The organism is Rheinheimera sp. 4Y26 (genome assembly GCF_025245835.1).
GTDB lineage: Bacteria > Pseudomonadota > Gammaproteobacteria > Enterobacterales > Alteromonadaceae > Pararheinheimera.
The window spans coordinates 573,043-591,344 of sequence record NZ_JAOBWS010000001.1 but is presented as its reverse complement, the minus strand read 5'-3'; the positions used below and the strand labels follow the sequence as shown (position 1 = coordinate 591,344).

At 47.7% G+C, this 18,302-nt stretch carries 15 protein-coding genes; 9 read left to right on the top strand and 6 right to left on the bottom strand.

Annotated elements, in window-relative coordinates; translation table 11 throughout:
• Positions 1-67: 67 nt before the first annotated feature.
• The 6 genes from lpdA to ampD form a co-directional block, all read right to left on the bottom strand.
• Positions 68-1,480 carry a dihydrolipoyl dehydrogenase gene (gene lpdA / locus N3Z11_RS02480; protein WP_260655556.1) on the bottom strand — a complete coding sequence of 471 codons (1,413 nt, stop codon included), beginning with the start codon at positions 1,478-1,480 and terminating at the stop codon, positions 68-70.
• Between the two features lie 154 nt (positions 1,481-1,634).
• The gene (gene aceF / locus N3Z11_RS02475) at positions 1,635-3,254 is read right to left on the bottom strand and encodes a pyruvate dehydrogenase complex dihydrolipoyllysine-residue acetyltransferase (protein ID WP_260655555.1); all 1,620 of its coding nucleotides are present in this window, start codon (positions 3,252-3,254) and stop codon (positions 1,635-1,637) included.
• A gap of 11 nt (positions 3,255-3,265) precedes the next feature.
• Entirely contained in the window at positions 3,266-5,932 is a 2,667-nt protein-coding gene (gene aceE, locus N3Z11_RS02470) for a pyruvate dehydrogenase (acetyl-transferring), homodimeric type (RefSeq protein ID WP_260655554.1), read from the bottom strand.
• A 68-nt stretch (positions 5,933-6,000) separates the two neighbouring features.
• A complete protein-coding gene (gene pdhR / locus N3Z11_RS02465) occupies positions 6,001-6,759 on the bottom strand; it encodes a pyruvate dehydrogenase complex transcriptional repressor PdhR (protein WP_260655553.1) in 759 nt (252 codons plus the stop codon).
• 354 nt (positions 6,760-7,113) lie between these two features.
• Positions 7,114-8,184, bottom strand: coding sequence for a regulatory signaling modulator protein AmpE (ampE, locus tag N3Z11_RS02460; protein WP_260655552.1), 1,071 nt, complete (start codon positions 8,182-8,184; stop codon positions 7,114-7,116).
• Positions 8,181-8,801: a 1,6-anhydro-N-acetylmuramyl-L-alanine amidase AmpD gene (ampD, locus tag N3Z11_RS02455; protein ID WP_313771326.1), complete on the bottom strand. Its 621-nt coding sequence runs from the start codon at positions 8,799-8,801 to the stop codon at positions 8,181-8,183. Before ampD ends, ampE begins: the two co-directional genes overlap by 4 nt.
• A 54-nt stretch (positions 8,802-8,855) precedes the next feature.
• On the opposite strand from ampD, the gene N3Z11_RS02450 reads away from it, so the two are divergent.
• From N3Z11_RS02450 to pilB, 9 genes are all read left to right on the top strand, one after another.
• A complete protein-coding gene (locus tag N3Z11_RS02450) occupies positions 8,856-9,389 on the top strand; it encodes a TIGR02281 family clan AA aspartic protease (protein WP_260655551.1) in 534 nt (177 codons plus the stop codon).
• Between the two features lie 3 nt (positions 9,390-9,392).
• Positions 9,393-10,280, top strand: a complete 888-nt coding sequence (nadC, locus tag N3Z11_RS02445; RefSeq protein WP_260655550.1) for a carboxylating nicotinate-nucleotide diphosphorylase — start codon at positions 9,393-9,395, stop codon at positions 10,278-10,280.
• A 476-nt stretch (positions 10,281-10,756) separates the two neighbouring features.
• Positions 10,757-11,155, top strand: a complete 399-nt coding sequence (locus N3Z11_RS02435) for a pilin (RefSeq protein WP_313771325.1) — start codon at positions 10,757-10,759, stop codon at positions 11,153-11,155.
• A gap of 99 nt (positions 11,156-11,254) precedes the next feature.
• Complete coding sequence (locus N3Z11_RS02430; protein ID WP_260655549.1) at positions 11,255-13,165, top strand: hypothetical protein; 1,911 nt, start codon at positions 11,255-11,257, stop codon at positions 13,163-13,165.
• Positions 13,162-14,043 carry a glycosyltransferase family 2 protein gene (locus N3Z11_RS02425; protein WP_260655548.1) on the top strand — a complete coding sequence of 294 codons (882 nt, stop codon included), beginning with the start codon at positions 13,162-13,164 and terminating at the stop codon, positions 14,041-14,043. Before N3Z11_RS02430 ends, N3Z11_RS02425 begins: the two co-directional genes overlap by 4 nt.
• Positions 14,044-14,610: a methyltransferase domain-containing protein gene (locus N3Z11_RS02420; RefSeq protein ID WP_260655547.1), complete on the top strand. Its 567-nt coding sequence runs from the start codon at positions 14,044-14,046 to the stop codon at positions 14,608-14,610.
• The gene (locus N3Z11_RS02415; protein WP_260655546.1) at positions 14,607-15,629 is read left to right on the top strand and encodes a DUF354 domain-containing protein; all 1,023 of its coding nucleotides are present in this window, start codon (positions 14,607-14,609) and stop codon (positions 15,627-15,629) included. Before N3Z11_RS02420 ends, N3Z11_RS02415 begins: the two co-directional genes overlap by 4 nt.
• A 124-nt stretch (positions 15,630-15,753) precedes the next feature.
• On the top strand, positions 15,754-16,434 hold the full coding sequence (locus N3Z11_RS02410) for a hypothetical protein (RefSeq protein ID WP_260655545.1): 681 nt from the start codon (positions 15,754-15,756) through the stop codon (positions 16,432-16,434).
• 134 nt (positions 16,435-16,568) lie between these two features.
• Positions 16,569-18,257 (top strand): type IV-A pilus assembly ATPase PilB, encoded by a 1,689-nt coding sequence (gene pilB / locus N3Z11_RS02405; protein WP_260655544.1) that lies wholly within the window; start codon positions 16,569-16,571, stop codon positions 18,255-18,257.
• Positions 18,258-18,302 lie beyond the last annotated feature (45 nt).

Below are 18,302 nucleotides of genomic sequence, written 5' to 3'. Positions count from 1 at the left end.
CTCAGATGTCAGCAAAAACAACAAAGGCCGCAATGCGGCCTTTGTTTTTTAAAGCTAAATCAGAAGATTATTTCTTTTTTGCTTTTGGGTTTGGCAGATCAGTGATTGAACCTTCGTAAATCTCAGCGGCTAAACCGATAGATTCATTTAAGGTTGGGTGAGCGTGGATAGTCAGAGCGATATCTTCAGCATCAGCACCCATTTCTACCGCTAAGCAAATTTCACCCAGCATTTCACCGGCGTTGATACCCACAATAGCGCCACCCAGAATACGGTGCGTTTCTTTGTCGAAAATCAGTTTAGTGAAACCTTCAGTCCGGGCTGAAGCGATAGCACGGCCAGAAGCAGCCCATGGGAAAGTTGCAGTATCAACTGCAATACCTTTCTCTTTGGCTTCTTTTTCAGTGATACCAACCCAGGCCATTTCCGGATCTGTGTAAGCCACTGACGGAATGCAACGTGGGTCGAAGAAGTGTTTTAAACCAGAAATAACTTCAGCAGCCACATGACCTTCATGTACCGCTTTGTGTGCCAGCATTGGCTGACCAATGACGTCACCGATGGCATAAATATGGCCAACGTTGGTACGCAGTTGTTTATCTACATTGATAAAACCACGCTCATCCACGTTTACACCGGCTTTAGCAGCATCTAACAGCGCGCCGTTTGGACGACGACCTACCGCCACTAAAATTTTGTCGTAACGAACCGGAGATGCCGGTGCGTTTTTGCCTTCAAAAGTAACGTATAAACCGTCAGCTTTGGCTTCAACTGCAGTCACTTTGGTTGACAGCATAATGTTGAAGTTGTCTTTGTTGTATTTGGTGTAAACCTTCACCAGATCAGCATCAGCGGCCGGAACCAGCTGATCAGCAAACTCAACAACAGATACTTTTGAGCCCAGCGCACGGTACACAGTACCCATTTCCAGACCGATAATGCCACCACCTAATACCAGCATTTCGCCTGGAATGTCTTTCAGCTCCAGCGCGCCGGTAGAATCGATCACCCGTGGGTCATCTTTTGGAATAAATGGCAGTGCAACAGGCTCAGAACCAGCAGCGATAATAGCGTGTTCAAAAGTGATAGTAGTGTCACCGGCAACCAGGGTATTTGGGCCTGTGAACTTGCCGTAGCCAGTCACGACTTTGACTTTGCGCATTTTTGACATGCCGGCTAAGCCGTTGGTCAGCTGACCAACCACTTTGTCTTTCCAGGCACGGATTTTATCTAAATCAATTTGTGGTGCACCAAAAGTAACACCGTGTGAAGCCATTTCACGGGCATCGTCAATCACTTTGGCCACGTGTAATAAAGCTTTTGAAGGGATACAACCGACGTTTAAACAAACACCACCAAGTGTGCTGCGTGCTTCAACTAAAGTCACTTCCAGACCTAAGTCAGCGGCGCGGAAGGCTGCAGAATAACCACCAGGGCCAGCGCCCAGTACCACTACTTGTGTTTTGATTTCGTTGCTCATCGTATTACCTTTGATTATCGGGGCGATTTTCCAACAGCCAGATGTAGGGTACGGCTGTCAGGCGAAAAAAGTGGCGGAATTTTAACATCAGTGCCGCCGCTCTGTAACCAAGATTTGCAGGTTAGGGCTCTTTTATCTGCCCTAACCCACGTATTTACATAATGATCTGGCGGATATCGGCCAGATAAGAAGCCAGCGTTGCGGTAAAACGCGCCGCCAGCGCACCGTCAATGACCCGGTGATCATAAGACACCGACAACGGCACCATCAGCCTTGGTTCAAACTCTTTACCGTTCCATTTTGGTTTGATGTCAGATTTTGACACCCCCAGAATAGCCACTTCCGGCGCGTTAACGATAGGGGTAAAAGCTGTACCGCCTATGCCACCTAAGCTGGAGATGGTAAAACAACCACCCTGCATATCCGCAGCGGTCAGTTTGCCTTCGCGGGCTTTGGCCGAAATGTCCTGCAACTCACGCGACAATTCAATAATGCCTTTTTTGTTGACGTCGCGCACCACCGGCACAACCAGGCCGTTTGGTGTGTCAACCGCAATGCCTAAGTGCACGTATTTCTTCAGAATTAAGCTGGCGCCATCTTCAGAGAGTGAACTGTTAAAGGTTGGGAATTCTTCCAGCGCTTTGGCTGCCGCTTTCATAATAAACACCAGCGGTGTGTATTTGACGCCAAGCTTTTTCTTCTCCGCAAGCGCGTTTTGCTCTTTGCGGAATTCTTCCAGACTGGTGATATCAGCTTCGTCAAACTGCGTGACATGCGGAATACGTACCCAGTTACGATGCAGGTTGCTGCCTGATAACTTCTGAATACGCGACAGCGGTTTTTCTTCCACAGCGCCAAATTTACTGAAATCTACTTTTGGCCATGGGATTAAATCAAAACCAACACTGTTGCCGCTGCCGGTCACCTGGCCTTTGCCTGAAGCCACTTGCGCAATAATGTTTTTCACATAGTTTTGCACGTCTTCACGCTGCACCCGGCCTTTACGCGCCGTGCCTGTCACTTTGGATAAATCAACGCCAAACTCACGTGCTAAGCGGCGCACAACTGGCGATGCGTGGGCATAAGCCTGGTTTTCAACAAAACCTGTGCTGGCAGCCGGGGCTGGTGCTGCAGATGGTGCTGGTGCTGCTACAGCTGGTGCCGGAGCCGGCGCAGCGGCAGGAGCAGCTTGCGCTGGTGCTGGTGTAGCTACCGGCGCAGCAGCGCCAGTAGAGAACACAAACACTAAAGAGCCGGTGGAGACTTTGTCACCCACTTTCACTTTAATTTCGGCTACAGTACCGGCAAATGGGGCTGGCACTTCCATCGCTGCTTTGTCACCTTCGACGTTCAGCAGCGACTGATCGGCTTTGACCACATCACCCACTTTCACCATAATCTCAGTGACTTCAACAGCGTCGCCGCCGATATCCGGTACTTTTACTTCCTGTAAAGTGGCAGCAGGTGCCGCTGTGGCAACAGGCGCTGCTGGTGCAGCTGCTGCAACCGGAGCTGGCGCTACAGGTGCAGGCGCTGGCGCGGCAGCACCTTCAAAAACCATAATCAGCGAACCGGTTTTTACTTTATCACCGGCTTTTACCCGCACTTCTTTTACCACACCGGCCTGAGGCGCTGGAACTTCCATCGCCGCTTTGTCGCCTTCAACACTTAATAATGATTGGTCAACAGCCACAGTGTCGCCGGCTTTCACCAGCACTTCGGTCACTTCAACTTCATCGGCACCAATATCTGGTACAAAAATTTCAATGCTCATTACAAATCCTCTTAGGCGAACAGCGGGTTCGGCTTATTGGTGTCGATGCCAAAACGCACAATCGCGTCGCTGACCAGCTGCTTATCAATTTCACCTTGTTTCGCCAGTTCACGCAGTGACGCCAGCACGATATAACCGGCATTCACTTCGAAGTGACGACGCAGATTTTCGCGGCTGTCAGAACGGCCAAAACCATCGGTACCCAGCACTTTGTAAGAAACAGCCGACACAAAAGCACGTACCTGTTCGGCGTAGTTTTTGATGTAGTCTGTTGCAGCAATCACCGGCGCTTTACCCAGTACCTGGGCAATAAACGGCACTTTTTCCGCTTCATTCGGGTGCAGCATGTTGTGACGTTCACAGTTCTGACCATCCCGCGCCAACTCGTTAAAGGAAGTCACAGAGAACACATCAGAAGCAATGCCATATTCTTCACTGAGGATTTCGGCAGCACGGCGCACTTCGTTCAGAATAGTGCCAGAGCCTAACAACTGAACTTTGGCCTTATTGCCAGAGAGTGTTTCCAGTTTATAAATACCACGGCGAATCCCTTCTTCCGCACCCACCGGCATGGCAGGGTGATGATAGTTTTCGTTCATCACTGTGATGTAGTAGTAGATATTTTCCTGATCTACACCATACATACGACGGATACCATCCTGAATAATTACCGCTAATTCATAGGCATAGGTTGGGTCGTATGAAATACAGTTTGGCACTGTGCCAGCCAGAATATGGCTGTGACCATCTTCGTGCTGTAAACCTTCGCCGTTTAAGGTAGTACGGCCGGCGGTTGCGCCGAGCAAGAAACCACGGGCTTGCTGGTCACCGGCCAGCCAGGCCATATCACCCACCCGCTGGAAACCAAACATCGAGTAGTAGATGTAGAACGGGATCATCGGCAGATCGTTGGTGCTGTAAGAAGTAGCAGCAGCAACCCAGGACGCCATAGCACCCAGCTCGTTAATACCTTCCTGCAATACCTGACCTGAAGTTTCTTCTTTGTAATAAGAAACAATAGCGCGGTCTTCCGGTGTGTAGGTCTGGCCATGCGGGTTATAAATACCAATCTGACGGAACAAACCTTCCATACCAAAGGTACGGGCTTCGTCGGCAATAATTGGCACAATTTGCTGACCGATATGGGCGTCTTTCAGCAGAATATTTAAGCCACGCACAAAGGCCATAGTGGTCGAAATTTCGCGTTTTTGCTCTTCCAGCAAACCTTCAAAAGCCGGTAACTCAGGCAATGTCAGTGGTTTAGTGAAGTTTGGCAAACGCACCGGCGTGTAGCCGTTTAACGCAGCACGGCGATCGTGCAGGTATTTGTGCTCTGGCGAGCCTTCCGGCAGCTGGATATAAGGCAGCGACTGTACATCTTCTTCACTGATGTAGTCTTCCAGACTCAGGCGCTTGCGGATTTGCAGCACATGGGTCATATCCATTTTTTTCACCTGGTGAGCAATGTTTTTGCCTTCAGCGGCTTCACCCATACCATAACCTTTGATGGTTTTGGCCAGGATCACTGTTGGGCGACCTTTGGTTTCCTGCGCTGCTTTAAAAGCTGCATAGAGTTTTGAAGGTTCATGACCACCACGTTTTAATGCAAAAATCTCTTCGTCGGTCATATCAGCAACCAAAGCTGCTGTTTCCGGGTAACGGCCGAAGAAGTGCTGACGTACATAAGCGCCATCTTTGGCTTTGTAAGTCTGGTAGTCGCCGTCGACAGTTTCGTTCATCAGCTGTAACAGCTTGCCAGTGGTGTCTTTGGCCAGCAGTTTGTCCCAACCACTACCCCACACCACTTTAATCACGTTCCAGCCGGCACCACGGAACAAACCTTCTAATTCCTGAATAATCTTGCCGTTGCCCATCACAGGGCCGTCAAGGCGCTGCAGATTACAGTTCACCAGGAAACACAGGTTGTCCAGTTTTTCCCGGGCTGCAAACGACAGCGAACCACGGCTTTCCGGCTCGTCCATCTCACCGTCACCTAAAAAGGCATACACCCGTTGTTGCGAAGTGTCTTTTAAGCCACGGCCGTTTAAATATTTTAAAAAACGCGCCTGATAAATAGAGGTGATTGGGCCTAAACCCATAGAAACAGTCGGGAACTGCCAGAATTCAGGCATCAGCTTTGGATGCGGATAAGAAGATAAACCTTCACCGCCCACTTCCTGACGGAAGTTGTCGAGCTGGTCGGCAGTTAAACGGCCTTCGACAAAAGCACGGGCGTAAATACCAGGAGAAATATGGCCCTGGTAATAGACTAAATCGCCACCGTCTTTTTCATTCGGCGCGCGGAAAAAGTGATTAAAACAGGTTTCATAAAAAGCAGCAGAAGACTGGTAAGACGCCATATGGCCGCCCAGTTCCAGCTCTTTTTTCGAGGCGCGCAGCACTATCATAATAGCGTTCCAGCGGATCACTGAGCGGATGCGTTTTTCCAGATTCACATCACCCGGATAAGCCGGTTCCTGCTGCGGCGGAATCGTATTGATATAGTTGGTGGTAATGCCGGTTGGCATGTCCACACCTTCCAGGCGCGCTTGCTCCAGCACCTGTTCTAACAGAAACTGTGCACGCTCCACACCTTCAGTGCGAACGACAGATTCAAGCGCTTCCAGCCATTCCTGGGTTTCCAGCGCGTCGATGTCCACCTTACTGACTTCAGACATATCAATGTTTCCTATATTCCGGAGTTGCCTCGGCCACTCCTGTTTTATTAAAAGTTAAACCGCTGCGTTTAGTTCGTTTGTGAACGGCGCAACGAGCGTGCAAGGCGTGAGCGTTCCCGGTCGGCTTCCAGCAAAGCCTCTTCAATAAAGGCCAGATGGCTGTTGCTGGCTTGCCGGGCTTGCTCCGGCTCACCATTGATCACCGCTTCCATTAACCGTTGCCGATGTGAATTCAGCTGGCTCACTATGCCGTCTTTTTGCCGCAGAATTTCAAGGTTCAGCTTGATATTCTGCTCCACCAGCGGCGTTAAGCCGCGTACCAGATGCAGCAACACCACATTATGCGATGCTGCAGCTACTGCTAAATACAAACTGCCGACAGCCCTGGCTTCAGCGTCTAAATCCTGCTGTTGCTGTGCGGCACAAATTTCGTCATATCTTTGTTTAATTTGGGCAAAATCAGCACTGGTGCCCCGCAGCGCTGCGTAATAAGCACAAATGCCTTCTAAAGCATGGCGAAATTCCAGTAAATCAAACTGTGACTCGGGATGGCGGCCAATCAGTTCAAATAACGGATCGGTGAGGCCGCCTACCAGATTGTCACAGACATAAGTGCCACCGCCCTGCTTACGGCTGACCAGACCTTTGGCTTCCATTTTTTGCAAAGCTTCACGCAAGCTTGGACGCGACACATCAAACTGCTCCGCCAGTTCACGCTCAGTCGGCAACTTTTGCCCGGGCGTAAAAGTACCTTCGAGCAGCATATGTTCCAGCTGCTCAACAATACGGTCTGACAATTTGGCAGGTTTGATTTTCAGTGTGTTCATCCATTTCCCTGACGATAAAGCGGCTTTAAAGCAAAAACGGACTATCAGCCGCGTTTTTTGTGAATTGCCTGTGCTTATCGTGGTCTTTTTTGTTGTTTATTGTAAATTGGTAAGACCAATTTACATATGCAGGCCATAAGGTAACAGAAAGCGTAGTTGAAGTAAATTCAACCTACTAGTTATGCAAGGTTTCGTCGCTAAATAACTAGAGTCAAAACTCTAAAGAAGCGAAAAGTTAACCGCAAAACAGAATTGGTCAGACCATTTAAAAACGGAGTTGATTGCTGTGGGCTGGCTAGAGTGTTACGAGCTGTGAAGAGAGCAGCCTACAGCAACAGCTGCAGGCTGAACGCGTTAAGATAAGGCACCGCTTAGGGTAAGAATTGCCACTAAAGCGAGGAAAAACAGAATATTACGTTTAGCAAGCTGCACTAAGGAGCAACTTTCAGTGCTGCAATTGAGCAGCTCTTCCGGCAAAGGTTCAGCCGCTTTGGCAATGTCGGTCAGCACTTGGCCAGCCGGAGTGTTGCTGTCGCCGAGGTAGCTCAGCAAAATAGCGGAAGCACGGGAAAAGTGGCCGACCAGTGCAAAACCCAGACCAAACAACCGGGCAGGTAACCAGTCCGCCCAGTGACTCAGATCGCTCGCCACTGCAGTTAACCTTTGTTGCAGGGCAATACTCTGACTGAGCTGCTCAGCGCGGGCTTTAAGTTGCTGCAGATCCTGCTCTGCACCGCTTTGTGTTTCAGCTGCGGTATTGGCTGCTGTATCTGCAGCTTCATACTGCTCAGCCGCTTTACTTTCAATGCTGCCAGTGGGGGCAAAATCAGCATCAGCGACTTGCTCAGTTGCTTGTTGCTCTGGCTGGGTCATATCCTCAGCAGCTTTGTCGCGGCCCGCTGCTTTTATAAAAGTGGCAGGTTCAGTTAATAAACGCAAAATAGCGTAAGTTAAAGCGCCAAAAGCGCCCAGCACGGCAAACCAGAACAACACTGCGGCATAATATTTAAAGTTTAGCCAGACCAGACGCTGGCCATAACTCAGCTGCAGCTGACTGATACCAGCTTCTGTTTCAAGCTGCTGCATAGTTAAAAAAGCTGCCTGCTGATCGTCTCTTGCTGCAGCATTCAGATATTTTTTGTACAACTGCCGGTAATGCCAGCAGCCCATACACAGCAGCAGCACCAGCGTATTCACCAACAAACTGAATAACCAGAAATCCACCAGTTGTAACAGCAGCGTCACCAGAACAGCGGGCAACAAACACCATAGCCATAAACCGGCCTGTGGTTGAGTGAATACTGAAAAGGGGGCTTTATCGGCATAACTGAGATAAGGCCGTAAATAACTAACCAGCTGCCACTGCGGGCTGCGCACGGCCAGTCGCTCGACAATCAGCGCTATTAACATACTAAGCAAAGTCACTTCAGGTTCTCCTTTTCACAGCTTTGTTGCTGCATCTTATCCAGTGCCAGAAAAAAACCTTGCCAGTCAAATGCCTGGCCGGGGTCGGTTTTGCGACCAGGCGCAATATCACTGTGACCAACAATACGGCTTGGTCGCAGCTTGGGGTATTGTTGTAACAAATACCAGCAAAGTTCGGTCAGCGCCTGATACTGCGCTGTGGTGTAGGCTTCATCGTCGCAGCCTTCCAGCTCAATACCAATAGAAAAATCATTACATTTTTCCCGCCCCATAAACTGACTGACACCGGCATGCCAGGCTCTTTTGGCAAAAGGCACATATTGCCAGATGCGGCCATCCCGATAAATCACACAATGAGCCGACACCCGCACACCTTGAAGCTGAGCAAAATAAGGATGAACCGAGCAGTCCAGCCGGCCGCCAAAAAAGTCGTCAATATAAGGTGTATTAAACTGGCGGGGTGGCAGGCTGATATTGTGGATCACCAATAAACTGATGTCATTTTCATCAGGTCTGTCATCAAAATGGCTGCAGGGGCGCTGCTCCAGCAGCGGTGGTTCAGGGTTGGCTGAGCTGTGTACCGGCGTTGCGGCATGCGCTGATAAAGGCTTTTGCAATTGTTGATCACGCTGTTTATGCTGTTGAACTATTGTCAGCGCGAAAAGAATACAATGCAAGCATCTGATCCCACAGCCAAACTCGGCAAAGGTTTTGCCCTGATGGCCTGGTTGTTATTACTGGCCGTTATTTACCTGTTATTTGATGACGCTATTGCACAAAAGCTGAACCCCAATCAGCAAGTGCAATCTGTGGTTAATGCTGCGGGCGAGGCCGAAGTGACCCTAAGCCGCAATGCCAGCGGTCATTATGTCGGCACCTTGCAACTCAACGGTGTGGATGTGGTGTTTTTGCTCGACACCGGCGCCACTGTGGTCGCGGTGTCCCCCGAAGTCGCAAAACGCACCGGCATGCCGCAGGGCCAGCCTTATCAGGTGAACACGGCCAATGGCATCACCACAGCTTATCAAAGCCAAATCAATAGCCTGAAACTGGGTGATATTGTGCTGCGCGATTTGCCGGCCAGCATAGTGCCCAACCTCACCAGCAGCAAAGGGGGCACAGAGATTTTGCTAGGAATGAGTGCGTTAAAACATTTAGAATTCGCGCAACAGGCCAATCAACTGCAACTGAAACAAAGAAACTGACTTATGCAATCAACTCAAGCAACAGCAGACATCAGCCACCACGAGCGGCTGGTGCAGGAAATTCGCCGTGGTGTCAGTCATGCGCTGGCCGAGGATTTAGGGTATTTACCGCTGGCACAAGGGGATATTACCGCTTCGCTTATTCCGGCAGAACAACAGGCCACTGCCACTATTATTACCCGCGAAGATTGTGTGATCTGTGGCGTGGACTGGGTAGAAGAAGTGTTTCAACAATTGTCCGACCAGGTGGTGATCCAGTGGTTTGTCAAAGATGGTGACAAGGTAACCGCCAATACACTGCTCTGTGAAATTAGTGGCCCGGCGCGAATTTTATTAACAGGCGAGCGCACTGCGCTGAATTTCCTGCAAACCTTAAGTGGCACCGCGACCACCACAGCTCAATATGTGGCGTTATTAGACAACAGCAAAACAAGGTTACTCGACACCCGTAAAACCTTGCCGGGCCTGCGGCTGGCACAAAAATATGCTGTCACCTGTGGTGGCGGTAAAAACCACCGTATTGGTTTATACGATGCGTTTTTAATTAAAGAAAACCATATCGCTGCTGCGGGTTCTATTGCCAATGCAGTGCAGACAGCCAGGCAGAACTTCCCGGGCAAAGCAGTAGAAGTGGAAGTGGAAGATTTAACCGAGCTGGAACAAGCGTTAGCGGCCGGTGCCGACATTATTATGCTCGACAACTTTCACATCGCCGATATTCAGCAAGCCGTGGCCATCAATCAGGGCAAAGCCAAACTGGAAGTGTCCGGCAATATTACCAGCGAAGCGTTAAAAGCGCTGGGTGCAACAGGGGTTGATTATATTTCCAGCGGCGCCCTGACCAAAAACGTACAATCTATTGATTTATCAATGAGATTACGCAGCCTGTAACCTGTTACTCTGATGCCGGCCGCAGTGTGGGCCGGCAACCTGCTTATTCACCAACACAATTTTTCATCCCCATCCACACAAAGGCTGAAATCAGCGGCCCAAACCTAAAAAAGCTGTTTAAATTCAGCGTTCAACTCTTGTTAACAACTTATTTGCTTTATTTGTAACCAACTGCGCCCGATATTAAGCTCCCGCACAATGTAACCAAATCGGGTAAATTTAATAAATAGCATTAAATAACATGAAGTTAGAATCGTGCGGCACAAATATTGCTTTATAGGCAAAGATCAAACCAATTTGCTTGCCGCCCCAGTGCTCACTCCAAAAATAAGAACAAAATAACGTTATAATTCATTGAGTTGAGTTCGAAAAAAATAAATATTTACAAATATGCATTTTTTTCTTGCGTAACGCACAAAAATGTCCAGAATAGAAATCAACCCCCTGGGTTAATCAATTACTAATGGAGAAGTACTATGAAACGTAACCAAGGTTTTACCTTAATTGAATTAATGATCGTAGTAGCGATCATCGGTATCCTCGCTGCAGTAGCACTGCCTGCTTACTCAAGCTACCAGGCAAGCTCAAAAGTAACAGCCGGCCTGTCAGAAATTTCTGCAGGTAAAACAGCTTTTGAAAATTTAATCAACAACGGCGGCGCTGTTGCAGCTCCTGGTGATATCGGTTTATCTGCAACTACTGGTAACTGCACTATCTCTACCACTGCTTCTACTATCGTGTGTACACTGCAGAACGCTCCAACTCAGGTAAATGGCAAAACAATTACCTGGACACGTAACCCAACTTCTGGTGCCTGGACTTGCGCAACTACTGCGGATGCGAAATACGCACCAAAAACATGCCCTGGCGTGTAATAGTTGTTCGATAAAAAAAGGCTGCAATGCAGCCTTTTTTATTTTTAAATTCCCACAAACGTTTCACTGTTTTTATTACAACTTATTCTGGTCGTTCACTTGATTGAAAAACTAAAACAATATGGCTTGCTTTTACTGCTGCTGACCTTTGTCATCGTAGTTTATTCTGCTGGCACATCAGGTACTTTGTACTACGACGATTACCGCCCCCTGTCACAATTACAGGCCATTCAGGATTGGCTCAGCGCCGCTGTCTATATTACGTCTGAGACTTCAGGCCCCTTAGGGCGCCCGCTCAGTATGCTGACTTTTGCTTTACAGCATCAGTCCTGGCCTTTAGCGCCCGGGCATTTCCTCTGGTTTAATATTGTTTTGCATGCCATAAACGGCATCCTGGTTTATGCGCTTGTGGTTGCACTGTTGTCCCATCTGCACAACCAACAAAACAGCACAGAATCATCAATATCACAGTGGCAGTGGACAGCTTTGTTTATCACAGCACTGTGGTTATTTTCGCCCATTCAGATTTCGTCTTCATTCATTGTGATACAGCGAATGACCGGCCTTTCTGCCTTTTTCCTGCTCGCCGGAATATTGTTGTATGTGAAGGGTTTACGCAATACAACACAAAATTTAGCCAAGGCAAGGTGGCAACAAGTCACAGGTTTAATGCTGATGACTGTGCTGGCCGTATTTAGCAAAGAAAATGGCATCCTGTTGCCGGTACTGGCATTAGTACTGGAACGCACCCTGTTCAGCGATACCACGGACCCGGATAAAAAAATCAGACAGTGGTATTTATGGAGTTGTGTTACTGCTGTTGCTGGTTATCTGCTTTATGTGGTGATGTCTACCGGTGGCGTTTATCCGTATCGCGATTTTACGATGCTGGAAAGGTTGCTCACCCAACCTTACATACTGCTCAGCTACCTGAAGCTGACATTTTTTCCTGACCTGTTTTCTTACAACCCCTTTCACGACAATATGCAGGTGTTTCAACCTGACAACTTAAGCTGGTTTGCCAGCTTCGCAATTTTTGGCGTGCTGGCTTTATTGGCTGTTGCCATAAAATGGCGTCGTCGACAGCCGGTGCTGAGTTTTGCAATATTGTGGTTTTTTGCCGCCCACTTGCTTGAATCAACAGTGATTGGCCTTGAGCTGTATTTTGAACACCGCAATTACGTTGCCATTTTAGGCCCGTGCTTTGCCATTGGTTGGTACTTAAGATTGCTTAGCCAGCAGTATCATCAACTGGTGATGCTGGGTTCAGCTGCTTATTTACTGCTGCTGGTTGGCATTACGGCATTTGTAGTTCAGTTGTGGGGAAAACCTTTGCATGCCGCTGAATTATGGTTTGAAAAGCAATTTGGTTCCGAGCGGGTGACAGAGCATTACGCATTGCTGAATCTGGAGCAAGGCAACACCATGCAGGCTTATTTTGCATTACAGGCTCAGGTTAAAGCTTGTGATCAATGTATTGGCTCACGGCTGCAATATGCCCTTGTCGCCTGTGCTGTCGCTGATGAAGGTTCAATGCGTGAGAATATCAGCAGAGTTCAACAACTGGCAGAGCGTCAGCATATTATTGGCAGTGCTCCTGCTGTTTTGGCCAGTTTTAAAACACAAATTCAAAACAAAAATTGCTCATTGCTTGGTCTTCCTGAGCTTGTTGCACTGAACAAGCTGTTATTGCAGCATCAGACCCTTGATATTAACCCGGGCAAACATTTTGCCCTGCTGCTGAACCTGCACGATCTTTATGACAGCCTGAATGATAAAGCCGCCAGTTTACAGTACCTGCAGCAAGCTTTTGCTACCAGGCCCAGCCTGCAGTTGGGGGAAGTCATTTTTAATAATTTATTGGACGAGCACGACAGCAGCAAGGCAGAAGCATTTTTGCAACAGCTGTGTTTGAACAAAACTTTTAATGTGTTTCTCAGAATACAGAAACAGCAAAAATGCGAAGACCTGACACTGCGTCTGGAACAAAAAAAACTGGGCCAACCATGACGTCATACCAAGCAGAAAATTTGTCTATTGTCATTCCGGCTAAAAACGAACAACTTGCGATAGGGCAGCTGGTCCATGATTTGCGGAGCAGTTTTGCGCAAGCACAAATCATTGTGGTCGATGATGGTTCTACCGATCAGACTGCAACCATTGCTGCTGAAGCCGGAGCCACTGTGATTAACCACCCTTACAGCAAGGGCAACGGCGCTGCGATAAAAACCGGTGCCCGCCATGCCAGTGGCGATTTTATTGTTTTTATGGATGGCGACGGTCAGCACAAGTCAAAAGATATCCAACTGCTGCTGGACAAGATGGCAGAAGGTTATGACATGGTTGTTGGCGCCAGACAAAAAGGTTCACAGGCAAGTGTAGGCAGAGGTATGGCAAATAAGTTTTATAACAAACTTGCCAGTTACGTGACCGGGCAAAAAGTCGAAGATTTGACGTCTGGTTTCAGGTTAGTCAGACGCTCATTATTCCTGAAAATTTTAAGCCTGTTACCCAATGGTTTTTCTTACCCGACCACATCAACCATGGCATTTTTCCGGGCAGGTTATTCGGTGGCTTACGTTCCGATTAACGCAGCAACAAGACAAGGAAAAAGTCATATCAGACCATTGCAGGACGGCATCAGATTTTTATTAATTATTTTTAAAATCGGCACCCTCTATTCGCCGCTGAAATTGTTTTTGCCGATTTCAGCTTCGGTCTTTGCTGTTGGTTTGAGTTATTACGCGTACACTTATCTGACGGTGGGACGCTTTACCAATATGAGTGCCCTGATGTTTACCACTGCACTGATTGTGTTTATGGTTGGACTGGTGTCAGAGCAAATTACCCAGCTGCTCTATGTTGAGACTGAAAAAGAGCACAACTAAATGCAGGCAAAGGAAGATTACCGTCTAAAAAAAATGGCTCAGCTGAGCAGAGGCCCCCTGATAGCTGATATTGGTTTTGCCCAGAGCCCAAACCCCTATCTGCATGCTGAATCTTTGATTGGTATAGATCCGGCGCCTGCATCGCATCCGTCGAATTATCAACAATTATTTACCGGAACTCTGGCAGAATTTTGTCAGGAAAACCCGGCCATACAATTCGATTCAGTTGTCGCGGGTGAGTTGCTGGAGCATTTATTAAACCCCATGATGTTTTTGCAAGAGTGTTTTGATGTGTTACGTCCCGGCGGAATGTTAGTACTGTCGACCCCAAATCCAAATTCGCCTATTGAACGTTTGCTGACGCTCACTTTGAGCCGGAGATTCTTTTATACGTCCGACCACGTTATGCTGTTCCCGCAACGTTGGTTAATTCGCATGCTGGAAATCAGCGGTTTTGTGAATTGTAAACTGCATAGCGGCGGTTTCCCGTGCCCGGTATTTGGGCTCATTCCGTTTCCCAGACCCTGGTGTTATCAAACTATTGCAGTGGCGGAAAAGCCATTATGAATATTCTTTTTGATCTCGGCCATGCAGCGCATGTGCATTTATTTCGCCGGATGATCAGCGTACTACAACAAAACGGTCACCAGGTCACTGTGGTATCCAGGGATAAACCTCATGTGCTGGCATTGCTGGACAGTTATGGCATCCGCCATCAATGCCTTTCCAAACCACAAAAAGGACTGATTGCTTTATTCATGGAGTGGTTGTTACGAACCTGGAAAATACTTCGTCTGCACCAAAAAAAGCAGTTTGATGTGGCAATAGGCACTTCGGTGTCAATTTCGTATTTGTCTTTATTTGGTCATGTGGTGTCTATTAACGTGCAGGAGGATGACGACGCGGTCATCCCACTTCATGTGCTACTCGCCTATCCGTTATCCAGTTTTATTGTGAATCCCAAACTGCTTCAGTTTAAATATTTTGCGAAAAAACGACTACTCCATAATTCGCTGCATGAAATGGCCTATTTATCGACAGCAGTGTTCACGCCAGACAAGGAGATACTTCACAAGTATCAGCTGAAACCTTATCAATATCTGATTGTGCGGAAAGTAAAACTTGACGCGCACCACGACCTGGGTCAGTCCGGTCTGACAACAGAACATTTAAACCTGCTTGATGCACATGCCAGCAATCTGACCATTTTGCACTCCAATGAAGTGGGCACACAAAAAATTGCAGTGGCAGATATGCACCATTTATTGGCTTTTGCCAGCTTACTTATTACAGATTCGCAGACGATGGCAGCAGAAGCCGCCTGCCTTGCCACGCCTGTTATCCAGGTCAGCAGTTTTGAGAACAAACTGTCCTATATCAGACACTTAAGACAACTGGGATTCATACAGGCATTCAAACCGACACAGCTGGATGAATTTGCACAGGCGCTTTTCGAATCACTGGCTACTTCTGAAACTGAGCAGTGTCGTGCAGAAAAACGACAACAGATCAACACTATTTTCCCCGATTTTACTGAAGAATTTTTCAGCTTATTAAGAGACAACAACATTGTTAAACTTCCTTAAAAAATATGGAGTTAACATCCTTTTTGCCATAGTGGGGATTATATTTGTTGCTAAATTCCATGATAGCAATGCCTTTTCATGGACAGACTTATTACCCGGATTTGGCCTGTATTGCCTGCTGTCTGTGATCACCGGACTGCGGTTTTATTCATTACTCAAACTCACAGAAAATATTCACTTGTCTCTGGCGGAAATTATCAGCATTCCGGCAAGAATGAATCTGTTTAGTTATGTGTTGCCTTTTAAAGGTGGCGGAATATGGCTTATCTGGTATCTGAAAACACGATACGGTCTTGGCTTTATCAAAAGTCTGGGTATGGCATTTCAGAATGCATCACTTGCCATCAGCCTGTTACTGCTGCTTGTCGTCAACCATTATGCTTCCATGAACTTTCAATCGATGTTATGGACTGCATTGCTGCTGATACTGCTGATCAATGCCGTTATTTTCATCACCAGACGCAGTATTGGTCATCATGTCCGCTTAGGTGTTGTGATATACGATCTGATATTAAGTCTGTTGTATCTGAGTGTGACATGCATTTTACCTATGTCTTTGTTTGAAGTGAGTACGGAACAAAGTCTGGTATTTGCAGCGCTGATTATTTCGTCATCGTTAATTAAAATTACACCTGGCAATATTGGCGTACTGGAAGGTATGGCTGCTATCGCCAGTATTTGGTATCAGGACAGCGGCTTTTTGCAGTTTGTCGCTTTCTTCCGCTTATTGTCTTTATTGCATGCCACAACTTTTGGCATTGGTTCAGTATTGCTGAATAAGCCCGCCCAGGTGAAAGATCAATAACCTTGCGGCGACAATCTCAAATCATTTGTTAAACACAGCTTGTTCGATCATAACTGTTGAATTCTTCCTCCCCGCTGTCATAATCAAAATGCTAATTTTCTCATTATTATCTGACAGATGGATGTATTGTCGTTATGGCTTTTAACCTGCAATCAATTCTTCTTCGCCGTTTGGGCCAATCAGGCCTGATTGATGCGGGCCATTGCACCAAACTTGCTGCCGAAAAAAACCATCAGTATCAAACCGCAGCCGACTTTCTGATTGGTGAAAAACTGATTAGCCCGGCAGCGCTGGCCACAGCAGCCGGTGGTTTTACCATGCACAGTGTGCTGGATTTGGATTATTACGATCTGGACTATGTGCCCGAGCAGGAACGTAATGAAAAACTGATCCGCAAACACCATGTGCTGCCCATTTTTAAACGGGGCCGCAGTTTATTTCTGGCTGTAGTCGACCCAACCGATATGCAACCGGTAGAGGATTTTGAATTCAGTACCGGCCTTCGTGTTGAAGTGGTGGTGGTTGAGTTTGACAAGCTGCACAAACTGATTGACCGGGTATTTGACCAAAAAGCCAGTGACAGTTTTTCCAATACGGATTGGGACTTAAGCGAACTTGGCCTGGCCGATGCTGATGAAGACGACAGCACCAATGAAGCTGAAGACGGGCCGATTATTACCTTTATTAACAAGATGCTGCATGACGCCATTCGCAAAGGGGCGTCAGATTTGCACTTTGAACCTTATGAAAAAAGTTATCGCATCCGTTTTCGCATAGACGGCATTTTGCATGAAGTCGCCTCACCGCCGGTGGCGCTGTCCAGCCGCTTATCTGCCCGGTTAAAAGTTATGTCGCGTCTGGATATTGCAGAAAAACGGGTACCGCAGGACGGTCGGATTAAACTGAAACTGTCGCAGAAAAAGTCGATCGATTTTCGGGTCAGCAGCCTGCCCACGCTGTGGGGCGAAAAAATCGTTATGCGGATTCTGGATTCAGACAGCGCCATGCTGGGTATTGATATTCTGGGTTACGAAGAAAACCAGAAAAAACTCTATCTGAACGCTCTTGAACAACCGCAGGGCATGATTCTGGTCACAGGCCCGACAGGAAGCGGTAAAACGGTATCGCTTTATACCGGCCTGAATATTCTCAATACCGAAGAAACCAATATTTCCACTGCTGAAGATCCGGTGGAAATTAACTTACCCGGCATTAACCAGGTGCAGGTAAACCCCAAAGCAGGGTTAACCTTCCCGATGGCGCTGAAATCTTTTTTACGGCAAGACCCTGATGTGATCATGGTGGGTGAAATCCGGGATCTGGAAACCGCCGAAATTGCCATTAAAGCGGCCCAAACCGGCCACTTGGTAATGAGCACTTTGCACACCAACTCAGCCCCTGAAACCTTAACCCGTTTATTGAATATGGGCGTTCCGGCTTATAACGTGGCGAGTTCCGTCAGCCTGATTATTGCACAGCGTCTGGCGCGGCGGTTATGCAGCCACTGTAAGGCCCCGGAAGTCTTGCCAGAAGAAGAGTTATTGCGTCAGGGTTTTACCAAAGAGCAATTACCGGGTATTAAATTATGCAAACCTGTCGGCTGTGAATATTGCACCGGCGGTTATAAAGGCCGGGTCGGTATTTATGAAGTAATGCCGATTTCGCCTGCGATTGCTGAAAAAATTATGCATGGTGGTAATTCACTGGAAATTGCCAAACAAGCCCAGCTCGAAGGCATTAATAATTTACGCCAATCCGGTTTACTCAAAGCAGCGGCCGGCTTAACCAGTCTGACCGAAATTAACCGGGTGACAAACGCTTAATACAGGTGCATAAAACGGCACTGCAACAAAGCAGTTAAAGCGCAG